The 19,937-nt window shown below is 33.8% G+C and carries 12 protein-coding genes and 1 pseudogene; 10 read left to right on the forward strand and 3 right to left on the reverse strand.

Annotated elements, in window-relative coordinates:
- Window positions 1-8 precede the first annotated feature (8 nt).
- The 8 genes from ABW636_RS11400 to ABW636_RS11435 all read left to right on the forward strand — a co-directional run bounded on the left by ABW636_RS11400 (window position 9) and on the right by ABW636_RS11435 (window position 13,354).
- On the forward strand, window positions 9-3,344 hold the full coding sequence (locus tag ABW636_RS11400; protein WP_367590125.1) for a T9SS type A sorting domain-containing protein: 3,336 nt from the start codon (window positions 9-11) through the stop codon (window positions 3,342-3,344).
- Complete coding sequence (locus ABW636_RS11405) at window positions 3,344-4,732, forward strand: PKD domain-containing protein (protein WP_367590126.1); 1,389 nt, start codon at window positions 3,344-3,346, stop codon at window positions 4,730-4,732. Before ABW636_RS11400 ends, ABW636_RS11405 begins: the two co-directional genes overlap by 1 nt.
- A 50-nt stretch (window positions 4,733-4,782) precedes the next feature.
- Window positions 4,783-5,874, forward strand: a complete 1,092-nt coding sequence (locus ABW636_RS11410) for a hypothetical protein (protein ID WP_367590127.1) — start codon at window positions 4,783-4,785, stop codon at window positions 5,872-5,874.
- A gap of 43 nt (window positions 5,875-5,917) precedes the next feature.
- Window positions 5,918-9,433 (forward strand): EndoU domain-containing protein, encoded by a 3,516-nt coding sequence (locus ABW636_RS11415; RefSeq protein WP_367590128.1) that lies wholly within the window; start codon window positions 5,918-5,920, stop codon window positions 9,431-9,433.
- A 2-nt stretch (window positions 9,434-9,435) separates the two neighbouring features.
- Window positions 9,436-9,744 carry a hypothetical protein gene (locus ABW636_RS11420; protein ID WP_367590129.1) on the forward strand — a complete coding sequence of 103 codons (309 nt, stop codon included), beginning with the start codon at window positions 9,436-9,438 and terminating at the stop codon, window positions 9,742-9,744.
- A gap of 108 nt (window positions 9,745-9,852) precedes the next feature.
- The gene (locus ABW636_RS11425; protein WP_367590130.1) at window positions 9,853-10,311 is read left to right on the forward strand and encodes a hypothetical protein; all 459 of its coding nucleotides are present in this window, start codon (window positions 9,853-9,855) and stop codon (window positions 10,309-10,311) included.
- 208 nt (window positions 10,312-10,519) lie between these two features.
- Window positions 10,520-10,924, forward strand: coding sequence for a lipocalin-like domain-containing protein (locus tag ABW636_RS11430; RefSeq protein ID WP_367590131.1), 405 nt, complete (start codon window positions 10,520-10,522; stop codon window positions 10,922-10,924).
- A gap of 81 nt (window positions 10,925-11,005) precedes the next feature.
- The gene (locus tag ABW636_RS11435; RefSeq protein ID WP_367590132.1) at window positions 11,006-13,354 is read left to right on the forward strand and encodes a TonB-dependent receptor; all 2,349 of its coding nucleotides are present in this window, start codon (window positions 11,006-11,008) and stop codon (window positions 13,352-13,354) included.
- A 384-nt stretch (window positions 13,355-13,738) separates the two neighbouring features.
- Here the strand turns inward: ABW636_RS11435 and ABW636_RS11440 are convergent, their stop codons facing one another.
- Both ABW636_RS11440 and ABW636_RS11445 read right to left on the reverse strand, forming a co-directional pair.
- A complete protein-coding gene (locus tag ABW636_RS11440; RefSeq protein ID WP_367590133.1) occupies window positions 13,739-14,188 on the reverse strand; it encodes a hypothetical protein in 450 nt (149 codons plus the stop codon).
- 794 nt (window positions 14,189-14,982) lie between these two features.
- Window positions 14,983-15,156: a hypothetical protein gene (locus tag ABW636_RS11445; RefSeq protein ID WP_367590134.1), complete on the reverse strand. Its 174-nt coding sequence runs from the start codon at window positions 15,154-15,156 to the stop codon at window positions 14,983-14,985.
- A 758-nt stretch (window positions 15,157-15,914) separates the two neighbouring features.
- Here ABW636_RS11445 and ABW636_RS11450 point away from each other — a divergent pair.
- Window positions 15,915-17,321, forward strand: a complete 1,407-nt coding sequence (locus tag ABW636_RS11450; RefSeq protein WP_367590135.1) for a hypothetical protein — start codon at window positions 15,915-15,917, stop codon at window positions 17,319-17,321.
- Window positions 17,322-17,449: 128 nt separating this feature from the next.
- Window positions 17,450-19,765: a P-loop NTPase gene (locus ABW636_RS11455; protein ID WP_367590136.1), complete on the forward strand. Its 2,316-nt coding sequence runs from the start codon at window positions 17,450-17,452 to the stop codon at window positions 19,763-19,765.
- Window positions 19,766-19,832: 67 nt separating this feature from the next.
- Here ABW636_RS11455 and ABW636_RS22570 read toward each other — a convergent pair.
- Window positions 19,833-19,937 (reverse strand): annotated as a pseudogene (locus ABW636_RS22570) (IS982 family transposase); the annotation flags it as partial.

Consider the following 19,937-nt stretch of genomic DNA (forward strand, 5'->3'; position numbering starts at 1 on the left):
GAAGGACTATGAGAAACAAAATCATCATATTGCTTTGGATAGTGTTAGGGATTCATTCTATTCAATCACAAAATTTATACGAGATACATGTATACGATTTGCATTATACAGTAACCCATAATGTAAAAAATAATACCAGCTCTAATATTACCATTACGATTGAATATGAGGATGGGGGTACTCCAGATGAAATATATTACAACGCGATTCGTGATGGCAGCAATGAACGAGATCGAGAGGTAAGGAAATTCCAAACTGACCGGAAACCAGTTCGAATAAAGACAAGAGTATTTATTAATTTTATAGGGAGTAGATTTGATATCAATGGTACAGAAAAGTTTGAGGATATTGCAACACCTTGTAATACCGAAAAAACGTTTATACGGGATACCGAGGATAACCGTTTTGGTAGGGGATTACCCGATTTTAGGTATCGGTATACGATTAGACCCATTATTGATATCCCCGAGCCATCATACAGGATTATAGGGTATGATGATTTTCATACCATCTCTGCTACTTCAGGACTCCCAAATAATTTATACAACTGGCAATATGCTACGGTAAAATCGGGTAGTTTTTATAACTGGAGATCACTTCCGGTAAGTAATAGTAGTACCGTAAGTTTTAGGCCAAGAGATTTTCTATCCTCTTCACTTATTGGTAGGGATATCTATTTTAGGGCAGTTAGCTGTACCACCGATTATGATTCTAACCCTGTACGCTATACCCTCTCCCGATCGGCTCCAAATATTACACGGGTCACCAGCACTGCAAACTCCTGTTATGATAAAAATGATGGTACCATTACCGTACAGTTTAACAGGGCATTAATAAGAGGAGAAAACTTAAGTATTGCTGTAGAAGATATGTCGCTACCTAGTATTGGAGTACATGAAAATGGAAACCCTAGCTACCCTTTAGTACCGGGGATTGAAGGAACCAATAATATTACCAGCTTTGATGCTAATCATAGGGTGACCCTAACTAAGGTAACCCCGAGTACTACTAGGTATCAAATTGTCTTAGGAGGTTCGTTTACTTCTAGCACTACTAACGGAAGAATAGCCCTTTATACCGGGGGTGCTGGACATTTTGGAAGGGTAAGTGTAACCAGAAGACCCAAAGTAGTTTTTGCTACCGAGCCCAACGATGGAGTGACCGATGTATTTTGTCATGGAGGTGATGATGGGGTCATTTCTTTTACTGCGGGTGGTGGTGTAGGAGGATATCACTATCTGATTAGAAAAAAAGGAGATCTCTGGCCAGATGATTGGACTCCTTTTAGAAGTAACCCGGTACGTATTGGTGGCTTGTCTAAAGGAGATTATGAAATCAAATTAAAAGATAGAAATGATTGTGTCGCGGTGGTCACCAAAATAGTAGGCGGTAAAATCGAAGCCGGAGAAGAAATTATCAAAGAAGCTACGGTGGGAGAGCCAGCAGCCCCTTTATCGGTTACTTTTGATACCGACGAGTCTAAAGACCCCCGTGCTTTTGGGTTTACCGATGGGGTCATTGTTGCCCATGTTACGGGAGGTACCTCTGATAACGGAGTCTATAATTTTGAATGGAAAGATGAAGCAGGAACCGTATTGACCAATACCGAAGGAAGGGTGCTGCCTGCACCCGATAACCGCTATCAGATTATGCTCAACGGATTACCTAAAGGAAAATATTACCTTACCGTTTGGGATAGAAATTATAATGCAGCCACGTATAAAACGACTTGTGTCGTAGCAGATGCTGTTTATGAATTGGATGAACCCGATCCTTTAGTCCTAACGATAGAAGAAACCCATGATATTTCCTGTAATAATGCCAACCTATACGGAGATGAGTTTAGCGATGGCGAACTGGTTGCCCATGCCATAGGGGGGATTCAACTAGATCCATTAGATAACCTGGGACTACCTTATTATTACAGTTGGAAAAAACAAGACCCTAATACCGGCTTGTGGCAAGACCTGGCAGTGACCGATAGTATTGCTCCCAATCTGGATACAGGTACCTATGCCGTAAACATTCAGGATGCCAATGGAATTATACTTGGTGATTATGAAGATAATATACTGGTGCGCGAACGGGATACTACCTATTTCCTAAAACAACCTACCTTATTACAAGTGTCGTTTAGAAAAGAAGACATTGTTTGTAATAGTGGGATGAATGGGGTCGCCGAAGCATTGATTAGTGGTGGGACACCCCCTTATGAGATTTCATGGTCTACAGGAGCCACTACAGCGATCATAGAAGAGCTTATCGCAGGAAAATATACCGTATTTGTAAGTGATAGTAAAGGGTGTCGTGTTTCGGGAACGGTGTTGATTGAACAGCCCAATGGCCTTAAAGCAGTGATCACTGATCAAAAAGACCCTACCTGTTACCAGGGTGCTGATGGGTATATCCAATTAACCACACAAGGGGGAACCCCGCCTTATACATTTTTATGGGATACCGGAGAAACCACAGAAAGCATTAGTGGTCTTACTGAAGGAATGTATTTATTAGAAATTACCGATGCAGAAGGCTGTATTGCTTATGAAGAATTTACCCTAACAGACCCAGACCCGGTAGTGGTGGATTTAGGAGGTGACCGTGCCTTATGTATGGGGCAGTCATTACCTTTGGATATCGGTATCGATGATCCCGGGACTACCTATCTTTGGCAATCAGACAATGGGTATAGCAGTACCGATGCTTCTGTAGTACTTACACAATCGGGTACCTATACCGCTACACTCACCACCTCGTTGGGATGTATAGGAATCCATACGATTACCGTAACCACTTCTGATACCGAGATTGATGCCGATTTTTTACTATTCTCACAAGCATTTACCGGTAATGAAGTAACCATGGTAAATGTAAGTTTACCTGATGGTGATAAAGTAGTATGGACATTACCCGATGATGAATCAATAGAGGTAGTATCCCAGGATGCAGAACGACTGGTGGTGGTGTTCAAGAACAAAGGTTCGTATGATTTTTATTTACGTACGTATCAAGGAGATTGTTATGCCGATTATAAAAAGACCGTGCTAGTCGAAGAAGCGAGTAACCTACCCAATGTAGGGGATGCCAGCAATCCTTTTATAGAAGAATTTTTAGTATACCCCAACCCGACCGATGGTAACTTTACCGTAAAAGTAGTATTGGCAGAAGCTGCCTCTATTGCTATGCGTGTGTTTAACCTTACCCATAATAAGGTAGCATATGAATATCAGGAAGATGGACAAAAGGAATATGAAATTCCGGTGAATATGACAGTAAGTAGTGGCGCCTATGTATTAGTTTTGGAAACCCCAAAAGGGGATGAAATCAGAAAAATCATTATCGAATAATGAAGGATGTAACAAACATAGGTGTTCACAGAGCAAGCGTACTGCTATTGCTACTTCTATTACAAATCTCGCTATGCGAGTGTGCGAGGGAGGAGGTAGTGCCAGTGGTGGTGGATTTTAAGGCTACGGTGGTGGATGAGGATTATTCGGTACCCGTAGAAGTGGTATTGAGTAATAACACTACCGATGCTGATGAATACGAATGGTCATTTTCGGGTGGTGAACCTGCTACATCATCTCGTAGAAATCCGGGTACGATTTTATATAAAGAACCGGGTACCTATACCATTACTTTATATGCCAAAAATCGGGATGGCTCTGAAGATCAAAAAGAAGTAGTGTTGGATTTGGATACCCCAGTGATTATTGATTTTACAGCTACCGTACAAGCCGATACCTTTTCACCGGTAACCGTTGCGTTAAGCAATCTATCTACTGGAGCAACTACCTACAACTGGACGTTCGAAGGAGGGACTCCGGCAACTTCTGATCAAAAAGATCCGGGCAATGTAGTTTTTACCCAGCCAGGGGATCATAACATTACCTTAGAAATAGGAAATGGCAGGGAAATTCATACCCAAGACACCACCATTACCGTACAACCATTTTTGGTGGTAGATTTTGATTGGGAGGTTGATTTTCAGGATAAAGATTTACAGGTTCCTGTAACACTTACTATGCAGAATAACAGTGTTAGTGCAACTTCATATAGTTGGAGTTTTAATGAGGGGACACCCAGTACTTCCACAGAAGAAAACCCAACTGTAGTATTTACTACCGCAGGAACACAACAAATGACCTTGACGGCTACCAATGGTAAGGAAACCCAATCGGTTACCAAATCGATTACACTGTTGCCCGATACCAATATCAAAGTTTTCGAAAATGTACGTTTTGGAATCAATACGGCACATAACACAGATATGATTGGGAGTTTCTTTTCTGCCTATACAGAAGAAATCTATACCAAATCCCAGGTAACCCCCGAAATCGGAAGTCAAATAGATTTGGTGTTTTTTGGGTTAAACGATACCTTTAACTTTAACCGTTTTTATGCACCCGATACCCTTGATGATACGACTTTTGAGATGATCCCTAATGCTACCCATACCAAAATGATCAATGTACAGGAAGATTGTAATTGTACCGTATCCTTATCAGAAGCCCAATTCGATGCTATGACCAATGATATACCATTGCGTGGACTGACTATTACAGAAACGATCGATGGATTACAACCTTTTGACAATAGTTTAGTGCCCAGGATCGTATTGTTCGAAACCCAGGATGGAAGAAAAGGAGCGTTAAAAATCAAAAGTTATGCAGCCGATGGTGCAAATTCCTATATAGAAACCGATATAAAAATTCAAAAACAACCTATATTTTAACCATGACAAATATTTTTAAATTACTCACTTTTTGTTTGATATCTTGTATTATGTTTTCTTGCGCAAAAGATGAGAGAGAAGATAACAGACCTCCATATATAGAACAAGGGGTCATGAAGATTGATAAAGTAAAAGCAACATCTGTTGTTGTTTCCTTTTCAGAAGGTAATCCTGATAATATTGTATTTCAAATACGAAAAAAAGGAGATCAGGAATTTATAGCGGTAGATAATTCTCAAGTAAAATTTTTTGGACAAAAAAATACAATTTTAGGTTTAGCCCCTTTAGAAGAATATGAGTTAACCATTTCTGTATTTAATGAAGAAGGGTATTATTATGGAATTAAAAGTTTTAAAACAAGGCCTTTTGATGGGGGAGATATTCGCACATACTATAGTACTTTTAATAATGTATATTCTGAGATTAATTATGAACATGCAATGTATGTGAATGCTTTTCCTAAAGATATTGATCTAAAGTTGTTTTTATTAAATAAAGATAAGGACGATAAAAAAATTCCATTAGAGTATTCTTACAAGAATGACTCTATTCATTTTACGGTACCCACTAATGCTTTGTCTACGACAGCATATGAATTTTATCGCGAATACTATTTGTATTATGAAATTGAAAATGAAATTTCAGATACTATTTTATACTATGATGGTCTTAATAGTTCTTTAAATAACGAAAAACTACTACTTTCTGTTTTTAACCCAAAACCTTATATAACAGGGATTGAAAGAAATTACAAAGCACCAAATTGTGAGAATACGGGTATTGCAAACTATGAGTTAATTTTTGAGGGGCATTTTATGGGCGTGCTTATAGGTGAACCCAATTATAGGGAGTTTTTTAATATGGTGTTTACAAATTTAGACGATAATACGCAAACTATTATCGAACCCAGTAAAGAATATTGTTCTCTAACGGTTAGAACAGCTTCAATATATAGTCCTTTATTTAGCTCTTCTAATATAAGAAATGGTCAAAATGGTGTTTCAATACTTATTAGACGTCCAGAATCAAAGATACCAGGAAGATTGTTTACTACAGGTAGGTATTCTGTCAAATTTAATTTCTTTAATGAAGACCCAGATAGTTTTGCAGAAACCAACGAATTCGAATTTACATTGGAGTAGCATTATAGCTGTACATAAAATTATATAATTTAAAACTTAAGAAATGATATATACAGGGATCATTCAAAAAATAAGAAAACGGTTTAATAAACAACTACTGTTTGTTAGCGGTTTGTTATTTACTATGCTTGTACAGGCCCAACAACCTGTACAAACCACAGTACAGATGATCCCGCCATATAGTGTGACCTTATCAGATTATGCTACAGCCAATAGTGATCGGGTGATTGTAAACCTACTATTGGGGGATGTAAGTGAGTTTAACCGGCAGGTGGTACTAAAACTCTATGTAGAAGGTAATGGCATATCGGTTCGCAGTGCAGATGTGGTAATGGGAGTAAGTCCCATTTCATTAGATGGTGGTGTACCCAGACGTTTGACTAATATTGATTTACGTCCTTATTTTCAGTTAGAAAATTTGGTGGGGATTACCCCAGTACAATATAGTAGGCCCCTCTCTGCAGGTTTATACCGTTTTTGTTTTGAAGCCTACGATTACCTTACAGGCAGATTGCTCTCACCACCTAGTTGTGCCATTGCCTATATCGTGTTAAACGACCCTCCTATTTTAAATTTACCGGTACGTAATGAAAATATTACCATCAAAGACCCGCAGAATATTATTTTTAACTGGACTCCTCGACATATCAATGCCACCAATATACAATATGAGTTTACCCTAGCAGAGATTTGGGACACCAATATCGATCCACAAGCTGCATTTTTGGCAAGTAGACCACTATATCAAACTACCACACGGTCTACCACATTATTGTATGGCCCTGCAGAAACTGCACTATTACCTGATAAAACTTATGCGTGGAGAGTTCGTGCTATTGCCGTAGATGGGATCAGCGAATTATCCCTGTTTAAAAATGCCGGTTATAGCGAGGTATACCATTTTAACTATACCAAACAATGTACAGCCCCCCAGTTTGTATTGGCAGAAAGTACCAGCCATAGTGCTGCAAAAGTCTATTGGCAAGGGATCGAACATCTAAAATACCAGGTACAATACCGCAAAAAAGAAGGAAATAACTCAGGTTGGTTCGAGGTGAATGCCTATAACGAACATACCAGAATATTGGGGCTAGAAGAAAATACGACCTATGAGTACCGTGTAGGAGGACAATGTGGTTATAATGGCGGGTATACCTTTTCCCGTATTTTTGAATTTACTACAGGAATACGAGGCGAAGATCAGGAGTTTACCTGTGGGGTCACTCCAAAAGAACATATCGCTAATCAGGAACCCTTACCGTTTATTGGAGTAAACGAAACCTTTACTGCTGGGGAGTTTCCGGTAACCGTAAAGCGTGTAGATGGCAGTGATGGATATTTTACCGGTTGGGGATATATTACGGTACCTTATCTGGCAGATACCCGAATCAAAATTGGGTTTGAAAATATTAAGGTTAATACCGATTATGAGTTGGTAGATGGTATTTTGGTAACCGATTATGATCCTTCTTGGGGTGGTTTGGATGATATACAAGATGAAATTGATGCGGTAATTGCCATAGGAGAATGGATAGAAACTTTTGACGATGCCATCGTAACGTTAATAAATAATATCAAAGAGGGTATTGATACGAATATCCAAACCAATACCTATATCAATCAGATACAAGAAATTTTAGATGACCCTGATAACGGTCTTTCCGAAGAACAAATAGCTGCACAACAGGTATTTATTGATGATAAAGACAAGATAAAAGAAGCGATAAAACAAGTCAAAGAAGATTTTGCTAGCGGAAAGAATGATGATGTTATTAAAGAAAACCTAGCCTCTAATTTTGCGGGTAATGAAAATACAGCAACAGAGGATATTGCTAGTGCAGAGACTTCTTTTGATATCACAGAACAATTTGAATCCTTACAAAAAGAATCAAACACCAATACTGTTGTTTATCTATCTCCTGCAGGCGTTCCTGTAAAATTGTCAAAAGAAGCTACACCAAGATTTTTACAGCATAATAGTTTAAAAGTAGCGAGAGGGGTTTTAAGTAGTTTTGTTTTAGACAACGAAACCTATCTTGGGTATTTTGCAGAAGGGAAGTTTAGGGGATATAAAAAAGAAAAAGGAGGGCACCCATACCAATTTGATCCTATTCCCGATGCAGGTGTTGTAGAAGTGGTTATAGGTCTTAAAACACCCTATTTAGAATGCGATATTATTTTTCTAAAAGGAGCATATAACGCCAAAGATAAAAATGATACAGGAGCAGGAATATTACTGACCAATACCCAAATTTCTTTTGTAGGAGTGGCTAAAGGACTCTCAGAACTTTCTGCAAATTACAATACCTGTTTACCCGATATTAGTAGAGTATCTTACGATAATTTTATTACAGGATATCACAACTTTTTTGGAAATAATGGTTTTTTAAGGATTGTAAGAAACAAGACCGGAGGTATTAGTTATATCTATGCAGTTACTGGTACAGAAGGTGATCCTGATTTTTACCAATATAATCCAAATACCAAAAAGTGGTCTGTGTTTACAGTACCTCCTGTTAGCTGTACTTCTTGTGATCTTAAGAAGATGTTTGCAGCTTTGTATGACCCATCTGGGATAGGACATTTTGTATTAGATGCAGCGGGTATGGTACCTCTGTTTGGGGAGGCTTTTGATGTTATCAACGGGATATGGTATACGATAGAAGGAGATGGAGAAAATGCTATTATTTCTTTTGCCTCTACAATACCTTTGGTATATGCTACTACAGCCAAGTATATAGGAAAAATTGTAAAACTCTCTGATGGTTCGTACACCATCATTAAATTTGGAGATCAGGCAAGTGCAGCGTTTTTAGAAAATGTAAAACGTATTGATCTTGATGCAGAGGGGTTAAAAGTTCTAAATGAGGATTTGGCAAATAAAGACTTTGCAGAAGCGATTATTAAAAATCCCGATTTAATTGATGCGTGGAAAATACTAAATGATGCTGATTCTCCTCTGAAAACTAATGTAGATGAATTAAGAGATGTATCTAAGTACTTAGATAATGTAGATAATTTTGGAAGTTATAATAATTGGAAATTACGAACGGGAAGAACAAAACACCCAAATTGGACACAGGTTGATAATGTTGCCAGTAAAATTCAAGGTAGATTAAGCCATGTAGATTATTTGGATTTTAAGGGAAATGGTTTTGAGGGGTGCCACACTCAAAATGCGATGAATCAATTTTTAAACGATAATCCGGGATGGACTGGAGGTTTTATAGATAGAAATGGTAACCCTGTAAATTTGTTAGATAATTCAGTTGTAGAAGCTTATCCTTGGGTAAAAAATACCAATGGGAACATATTTACAAAACTTAATGGTGCTCAAAATAATATTAATGGAGTTCAATATGGTAAGGCTTCATTTTTTCCAAAAAATTGGGATACAACTAAACTGAAACGTGAAGTAGAGCATGCAATTTCAAACAATCATGGTCTAGTTTCAGGAAATACTTATAAAGGATATTCAACAGATGGAACTATCGAAATAAACTTTTATTATAATATTTCTACAGGTAGAATTATTTCATTTTTCCCAAAAAAACTTTAGATATGGAATTTAAAATAGATAAACAAATAGTCGTTAATAACGAATTGTATGGAGCTCTAGGAGACGATTTCTCTATTCGAGATCGAGAATCAATAGAATTGTTGATTGACAAAGTAAATATGGTTTTAACAGGAGAAAAAACGGATATTGATATTTATGGTTCGGTTTGCTATAAAATTCATGTTACTAAAATTGAGAGTTTAATTTACTGTTATGATGAGTTACTAGGAAGCGAGCCTTCTCAAGATATTTATGAGATGTTAAAAGCATGGTATTCCTTTTTAGAAGAACCGGAAAATAATGAAGTGTAGATTTTTATGACTCAAATATTGAGAGAAAACCAATTGAAGAAAAGTATCAAGAGATAGGTTATTTAAGGTATAAAGAAAAGTAATTCTAAATATAAGAATTTAAAATAGGTGACTGAAAGTGATTTAGACAGTGAACTTGAAAAACTTCAATCAGAATCTGTTAATAATGGAGGAACATGGAGGTTTTTAAGATTGCCAATAATACAAAATAAAGAGGATTTAAAGGAGTTTTTTAAAACTATAGATATAGTAGTAAATATGGATTCTGTAAATAATAAAAAGGTAAAAAAAATAATAGAGGAATCGATTGACCACTGGTCATTATATTCCGGCCCCTGTCCTGAACGAACTGAAAACAGTAAGGAATTTGATAAATTAAAAATTGATTTTGTAAAGAATCTGTTTCGATTGATAGAGGAACAAGATATTATTGATATATATCGCGTTGAAAATATAGATTTATGGCTTAACAAAGTAATTGAATCTGGGATTGACCATATGAATGAAGATTTTATTTTTCAAACTAATGAAGGAAATTACATTTTACATTTAGGATTTAGTTCGTAAAAAACATTTGCTCCTTAAATTCTCCTAACGTTGCGAAAAACATTTTTATTAGCTACGATAAAAAAAATAAAACAACAACCTTCTTCGAAATACAAAACAAAAAACATATAAAAAGTAACAGTATCAAAAAATGATACGCCAATATCGTACTATTGCAAAAAGTAAATAAATACAAACCATAAATATTTAACTTAAACTTTAACAAACAATGAAAAGAATTCTAACAACAGTTTTGATCCTAAGTGTATTAGCCGTTTCATCTTGTAAAAAAGATGATGATGCAGGAACTAGTGAAGACCCAATCGTAGGTACCTGGAAGTTAACCAAAGTATTGGTAGATGGGAAAGAAGTTTCTTTGGGTGAATGTAATAAAAACAATAATTACGTATTCGAAGCTGATGCAAAGGGAGTGGACAATTATTACAACACTGTAAATTCTGAATGTAAACTTTTTTCAGATAGTTTTACTTGGAAGAATAATTCTGGAGGAAGTTATACAAATACCTATACTTTTGAAGGAGAAGAGGACTTTGAACAGTTTACCTTAGAAAATAATGAATTAAAACTTATTGATAATTTGGAAGATATAGTTGATATCTATACCAAACAGTAATTTTAATATAAAGACAGTGGCTTTCTTTATAGTAGAAAGCCACTGTCTTTATATAGATCCAAATAGCAAAAAAAACTCCTATTGCAAAAAATTACCTTCCTCTTTTTTATGTTGGTCTCCATTATTGGATACTCCCAAAATATCGACATCGAGAATGTTGGTAAGGCAAAGCCTATAAAAGTAAGTGGTGTGATATCTGCTAATGGGGTCTATTATGATGCTAATCAAAATAACAACAGAGAACCCTTTACTTATTTCCTTCGAGGAAATCTAAATGTAAGTATTTATGGTTTTACAGTGCCTATCTCCTATAGTTTTACCAACCAGGGGGACAATCTGGACTATGCATTACCTTTTAATTTTAACAGGATCAGCCTGCACCCCAAATACAAATGGGTAACTGCCCATATTGGCAATGTAAGTATGAATTTCTCCCCTTATACGTTAAGTGGTCACCAGTTTACTGGTGGAGGTGTCGATCTGGCTCCTCCGGGAGATTTTACCATAAGTGCGATGGCAGGACAACTGCTAAAAGCAACCCCCGATGATGGAGATGAACGTACCATTCCGGCATTTTCACGTATGGGATATGGGATCAAAGTCAACTATGAAAAAGAACGCTATAAAGTTGGGGTAATCGGATTTTATGCCAAAGACAATATTACTTCTATAGATTCCGTACCAGAAGCAAAAGGTATTTTGCCTAAAGAAAATTTGGTGGTTAGTGCAAATACAGAAGTAAAAATTACCAATGAGTTTACTTTGGCGGCAGAATATGCTGCTACTGCCATTACACAAGACCTGCGAGCAGCAGAAAGTAACGAAGGGGCTAAAGGAGTAGCTTCAGTGGTATTTAATAACCGTAGCTCTACAGAATATTACAAAGCTTTTAATGCCCACCTAAACTATAGTATAGGCAGAACCAGTGTAGGTATTGGTTATGAACGTATCGATCCCGGTTATGAAACATTAGGAGCCTATTTTTTTAATAATGACTTCGAAAATATCACCCTACATACCGCCAGTTCCTTTTTTAAAGATAAGCTTACCCTGGCCATGAATGTGGGCTATCAAAGAGATGATTTACAAAATAGTAAACCCAATGCAACCAATCGTATTGTTGGAGCAATTAATGTAGGGTATACTTTTTCGGATAGATTAAACCTTACGGGATCATATTCAAACTTTCAGACCTATACCAATATCAAACCCAATCAGTTTGATGTGATCAATGATGATAATTTACTGGATAACGAATTAGAAGAGTTAGATTACCGACAGCTTTCACAAAATGCTACGTTTGGGATCAATTATGTGCTGTCACAAAAGAAAAATGCTAACCAGAATATTGCTTTTAATTATGCCCTAAATGATGTAGCCAATGAACAAGGCGGAGTAGTACGAATTGGGGATGCTTCTACTTTTCATAATGGTTCTTTAAGTTATACCATTGCTTTTCCAGAACAAAACCTGGATATTACTACCGGAGTAAATGCTACCTATAATACCATTGGTACAGAAGATGCCACTACGTGGGGGCCTAATGTAGGACTAGGGAAACGTTTTTTTGATAAGAAACTAGGCACGCGATTAGGACTATCTTATAACGAAACACAAAATACAACTAGCAAAACCCAAGTAGCCAATGCAAGAGTAAATCTAACCTATGTGCTTTTAGAGCGTCATAATTTTAGTGCTAGTGCGATACAGCTTTTTAGAAGTGGCAACACTACTGACGACCTAGGAGAGCTTACCGCTACTTTTGGATATAACTATACGTTTGGTATCAAAAAACCGAATTTCAAAAGAAAAGAGAGTAACTGGTTAAGCTTTAGCTATCGCAAAAATACTTTTGAAGGAGTGCCTTGGGAGATTACTCCGCAACTTGATGTTATTGCCAAAGAAAAGGAAGCCGATAAAATGGTACAGCATAAAAAAGACGAGTTCAGGATATTGGCTGGAGCGGTTAGAAAATCAGAAGATGAATCTAAAAAAGTATACAAAGAAGCTGCAATCGAATATTTAAAGGCCTTGTATTTCTATGAAGATTTTCTGGATAAATATGATGAGTGGATTTATACCGCCTATTTAAAGCTAATTAGTGAGGGAGAACAGGTAAATTCTGAAATCAACACCGAGTATTCCATGCTAAAAGCCAAGGTCAACACTTATCAAAAACCAGAGGATATCGAAGCTCTAAAAACAGTTGAAAAGAAATTCATTGCCCATACCCAAATGCTTAATGGGATAAAAAAATGGAAACTTACCCAGGATCAAATTCGAAAGCCTGAAGGAGAACTAAAAAAACTTAAAGATCAATACCTAAAGAAAATATATGCCATGTATTCTGGAGAACGCCCAGAAGATAAGATCATTGATTATATCGAGGTGCGTTTGGCAGATCTATACCATAAGGTACTGGCAGATTAGTAATTAAGAAAGATCATCTTAAAATCTAATAAACATATTAAGGATTACCGCAGAATAATATAAATCTCTTACATATCTTGCCGCTCCAAATAATAGAAACCAGAATAAGTACATGGATAAAACTACAAAAGAAGCTTGGACAGGCGGTCAAAATATTAGTCCTGAAGCATTACAAAAAAGAAGAAAAATAAATTAAAAAATATAGAGAAACACATTCACTTTAGTTATATTCATTTAATCGAGTTTGAGAAAACTAAAATTTGATTTTATAATCAAAACGGTAATGGTCAAACTTGGAGAGTACTATAATCTTGAGCATCTCACTCGTGACGGTAAGAATAATCGGGATACTTTACGATAAACCACAGTAGTTGTCGCGGTTTTTTATTTTTTACAAACTGTAGTTGCTTCGTTACATGCATACTCGGCTATATCAAATATTTCATCATATATTTTTGAGTGTCCACGGATAAGAATAAAAACAACTAAAAACGCTAAAAATTTACTGAAATGTTCTTCAAAAATCTCTAAGGCCATTATATAATCCCCCTTTTTATAAGCTGTTATAAATGTTATAATAGCAAAACTCCATAAAAATCCAATAACTGAGTTTAAAAAAATAACTTGTTTACTGTGCTTTTTCCTAATAATTTGGAGGTTACTTTGAATAGCTTTAATTTCCTCTGAACTAAATAGTTTTATTTTTTTTACAAATTTATCAATAAGCTCAAAATCTCTTTTAGAATAATGATAATCAAAGGTGAAAAAAGAAATTATAAGAAAGGATATAAAAAAACCATAAATAAATATTTTAGAGCCTATTCCTTGTATCAAAGTATTATCTTGTGATAAAAAAGGGTATGTAATAAGTAAAAAGATTATACTTAGAACAATATAATTGATATACCCATTTTCAAAAATTAGCACTACTCCTCGAAATAAAAGAAAAAAAGGCCTAAAAATCTTTATCCATAACCAATCTAGAAGATTATAAATAACCCCAAAAACATGAGGGCTAATTTCGTTCGTAAATTTTCTAAATCGAACGAGAAATCTTTTATTGAAGAAAATAACAGATTGAGAAATAAACTTACTTGTTTTTTGAAAATAACTGTTTTCAATAGAATTTATTAGATCAAAAGTAGCGTTGTAGGTTGTTATCTTTTTCATTAAGAAATACCTGTTTAGTTTTGATATTTTGTAACAAGTTATCAGCCAAATATAACAAATGAGTGATTCATGACCTTGTATTTGATATACAGCATCTCGAAATATGTCTTTTATAGCATTATAAATATACTCGAAAAGGTTACAGTATCCTGTTTTTTTTAGTATACAATTTCATCATTACAATTATAGAATTTTAATACAATGGCATGTTTAAAATTCAGCATGCATGACGCTTATAACCTGCCCGTTTTACAATCATGTAAATAGTTATTGTTAAGGTTTAGATAGCTCTATCTTTTTGGTACGGATTGTTTTTTATGAGTGATTTTCTCGTGAAGCTCTATACCCAACCTAACTGTATTCAAAATCAGGTAAACAGCAGAGACTATTTTCAAGATATTAGTTATGGTATCTTTGTTATTTGATGTAGGTATGTTCATATAAGGATATATAGGTTTTTAAAGTTTATATGCATCCCTTAATTTTTTGGATGCCGTAATTACCTCTGCATATTCATTAATGATATATTTTGAGATAAATAAGAATCCGTAAATAGTTCCAATAACAATTACACTTTTTATCCATGGATTTTTTAAAAGCGGTGTTGCTGTTTTAGGGGGGTAGGACTTCATGAATTAGGTGTTTTTTCTTTCGTTTTAATTCATTTGGGGTTGTTTTTCTTCTTTCCATAGTTCGATAATTTAAGTTTGTAAAGATAGTTAGTCTGTAACAGCATCTTCTTCTCTAAAAAAAGATGTGTAACCCCTAATCAACACGATAGGTTTATGGCGGAAAGCATTTGAAAGATCTAAAAACATGAACTATCTTACAAATAAAGTATGAACTTATTTTTTTACTTAAAGATCACCATCGTCACGTAAATAAGTTCCTTAAAAATCGTAAAAGTCCCAATATAGTAATGATACCAAGGGTTGCGAATTTATAGGGGGTATAAATTAACCGTGGTTTTAGTGAAACTCTATTTTGAAAAGTCGCATAGCGACACATCAAAATAGACAGTTGAACTAATCCCGCCTTTTCCGGCGGGATCTTAGATATTCTACCTCGAAGTTGATCCAGTTCAATAAAACGGTTCATTTTATAAGTTTACGAATTAACACTTAAATGAACTGGTATGTTATTTGAACATGCACGTATAAGTACCCCATATACAAGATTTTATTGTTAAATATGTATTAAAAACACGTAATAAATTGAGGGAGAAAACATCTTTTTGTTAATTTAGAAGCAACGTAAAATTAAATAATTACCCCATACCTGAAGATTTCTTTGGGTATGGGGCTTTTTGTTTATTGAAAACTCATTGAATATATAGAATTTGGAATATGTCCTTTGCCATATTGTTATATGTAATATAAAAATAATAATTATGAAAAAAATATTTATGTTTTGTTTGATAATAGTTCTAAGCATAAATTCGTATGCTCAACTAGCTAAAAGCACAATCAAGTACATTCCCGTTAAAAACATTTCAGGATGGGAATCTAAAAAGAACTGCATTTATTTTAATTCCGATTTGTGTGAGCAATCATATTATTCAATCAAATTAACAGGATTTGATATTTCAATTAAGAATGAGAAAAAGCTATGGAATAAATATTCCCCATTTTTATACATTAAAATTGAAATTGGTACAAAGGAATACATCAAGATTATTGAAACTGCTAATATATCAAAGACAACCTGGGATAATAATAGTGTAGCTCGTTCTGTAAATAACCTTGGACTTATAGGTCCATTTCCATATCTAGGCGAAGATGTAAAAATTACAGTAAACTTGTATGCTTATAAAGTTAAGGATAACCTTGAAACTGCGATAAATTCAATAAGTAATTTTACAGGATTGTTTCCAAATGAATTGAACACTTTTGTAGAAGTGTCAAAAAAAGTTAAGCAATCTCTTGACCAAATTATTCCAAAGTGTAGAAACATTATATCATATAGTTCTACTTGGAATCCTAAACAAATTGACGGAACTGAAAGTCCCAATTTATTCAAAGAAGGATACTTCATTGTTCACCCAATTGACCAAAATCTTAATGAAAGCAAAGTATATGTAAATAATTTATCTCAAATAAAATATAAAAGCACTAACAACATAGAGACTTATTTATTTGAGAAGCATATAGATCATTTAGTGGTAAAATTTGAACATTATACCGATAGAAGGGATTTTCAAACATTTTCTTTTTTCAAAAAATATAACTCTGCAAGAATATCTGCTATCAACAATAAAAAAGCCGATATGGAAAAATCTTTCTCAGAAGCTATGGCAGCATTGTATGTCAATGACAATTTTACCTTTCATAACAAAATGACACTTCACAATAAATTATATAAAACATTATTGGTACAGATAAATAATCACAATTCATATGTTGGTAAGAAAACACCGATTACAGCTTGTACAAATGTTAATAATATAGATTATCAGGTTGCAACTAATACTATTCGAGAAAAATTAATAGAAGAAGGTATAATCGAACCTGGAGAACAACTAGATTCTTATAGCTCGGAAATTAGTTTATTATCACAAGAAAGCCAGAAATCCATAGAACAAGAACTTAAATCGAAATATAAAATAAAAGAGGCTAATTTGAATGACTTGACGAAAAAACTTGATAAGCCAACTATCAACTTCATAGAAAATAATTTACTCATTAAAGATTTGAAGCAATTGAACAATAACTTGGACTTAAATCTATCTGATGATAAAATCAAACAGTTAATGCTAAACTTGGAAAAAAAAGATATTCAAAAAATAATCAGCAACTAAAAAACACTTATTAATGTCAATATCACACTCAAACATAATACATTTACGATAATAATGGGAGATTATAAGATTAGATACTTATTGTACCATAGGCGCTTTGTTTAGTTTTCGATAAAAAATATAAAAATATGATCATAGAATTACAAGAAACGTTGGAATCCTCATTAAAAGAAGGTGTTAATCTATTTTTAGGAGCTGGGTTTTCTATTTATTCAAAGGATAAAAACAGTAAAAAATTACCTCTAGGTTATGAATTGAATGAAGAATTAATTCAAGAGTTTTCTTGTCCAAAACTAACAGATTTAACAAAAATTTGTACTATAATTGACTCTGTCAACAGTGATGATTTAAGAGAATATTTACTAAATCGTTTTCAAGTAACATCTTTTGAGGGATTTTATAAAGAATTAATCAAAATAAACTGTAAAAGAATATTCACTACGAATATTGACAATTTGGTAGATTGTATTTATAAATCTTCTCAAAACAAATATATAAATAACGTTTTCATTAATGGATCTTGTTATCAAGATAAAAACTGTATTGATTTCATACCTATACATGGCAATGTCGATATGCCTGATTCTAAGTTTTTATTTAACAAACAAGAGGTTTCAGGTTCATATAGAACGCAACTCAATGCTTGGCTAAGCTTGAATCAATCTGCACAACAATTACCCTCAGTTTTTCTTGGATATAGTTTAGAGGATGTTGGTGCAATTGAATCTTTATTCGGTCAACAAGATAGTTTGTCCAACCAAAAAAACAAATGGATTTTGCTTCATAAAAAAGATCCAGGAAGTGAAGCATATTTTAAAGCTCTAGGCTTTAAAATTATGATTGGTGGAATAAAAGATTTTTTTGATTATGTTGGTTCAACAGATTTAGAATTTGATAAAACAGAAACTTCGGGAACAGATTCAATTGAAATAATTTATCCTGAGTCAAAAGTCCCTAAAAAAAATTACAAAGGTCAAATAAGAAAGATAGATGAATTTTTCCTAGGTGCTGCGCCAATTTGGTCTGATATATTGTCTAATCGTATTTGTTGTACTTCTCATTTAGATGAAATTATAAATCTACTTGAAAAAGAAAAGAATATTGTTGTAACTGGTATTCCGGCATCAGGTAAATCAACTTTACTTTTACAGATAGCAAAAAAAGTGAATCATAAAAAAAGGGTTTTAATATTTAATGAAATTACAGTTCACAAAGCCAACATAATTAAAAATGAAATAAAAAAAACAACCATAGTCTTAGTTGATAATTTTGCAAGTAATATTGATGCATTTATAGATTTGACTTCAAATCCATTTATAAAACTAGTGGGGTTCGATAGGTATTATAATGTAGATATTTCTAGTCACAAGCTTTCGAATAAGATATTCATAAATTATGATGTTTCTGATTTGTCGCCTATAGATATACAAGGAATATACAATACAATTCCCTTATCAATAAGAAAAAATCCAATGACTTCAAAAGGGATATTAGATGAGATTCCATCCGTATTTGAGATAGTTAATTATAACATTAATAAACCAGCAATAACAAAAAGATATGAATCAATTCTAGATGAATTAAACCAATCTGACCAAATATTGTTGGATCTTTTGATAATGTCTTGTTACATGCATTCTTGTAGAGTTCCTGTTTCCTTTGATGTCACTAATTCTTTTCTTGATGATGATGTTTCGACATACGAAGAAGTCATCGATATAATGAATTCGCTTAAGGGAATGGTTCAAGAAACATTAGGTAATATTGTTGATGAATATGATTCTGATCAAGATTATTACCAACCTAGGTCACAAATTCTTGCTGAAACAATTATTAAACAGACAAGGGCTAGTCATTTTAAAAGAGTATTTAAAAGATTTCATGAAAATGTACCTAAACATCAAATTCCTAACTTTTATATATTTAAAAGAAGTGGTTATGATGCTTTTTATGTGTCAAAGGCTTTTTTTAATTGGCGAGATGGATTAGAATTTTATGAAAATTCATATAGTATAGATAGAAACCCTTTTTTACTTCAACAATGTTCACTTTACTTGTTAAAAAAGAAAAAGTATACAGAAGCAGCATTGAAAATAGATAAAGCTCTTCAAATCAGTAATAAAAAAATATTTTCCATTGAAAATACACACGCAATAATTTTATTTAAAGCTAACATCAATTCGGAAAGTAATGATCCTAATATAAGAGAAACACTTGATAAAAGTATGAACATTTTGAAAAAGTGTTATTCTGAGGATTCTCGAAAGACTTATCATGCTGTTACCTTCGCTGAGCAGTCTATTGAGTATTTTACGAAATATTCCGATGGTTCTGCAAAGGAATATTTGAATCTTTCAATTCAATGGTTAAAAGAAGCAAGGACTGAAAGGAAATATAATTATCGTGTAAAAACATTATTAAAGCAGCTTGAAAATATCGTTTAATTTATATGTTTGACAAACATTACGTACAAGTATTAACTTAATAATAATTTATTAACCCGTTGTGCATTTAGGTAATATTAATTTTTAGATTATTGATATTTCTATTGAATTCAAATCTATTGATATATTGAATGATTGTCATTGCCGTTATCTTAGATAAGATTCGGTTTTT

The organism is Aquimarina discodermiae (genome assembly GCF_040786235.1).
Lineage (GTDB): Bacteria > Bacteroidota > Bacteroidia > Flavobacteriales > Flavobacteriaceae > Aquimarina.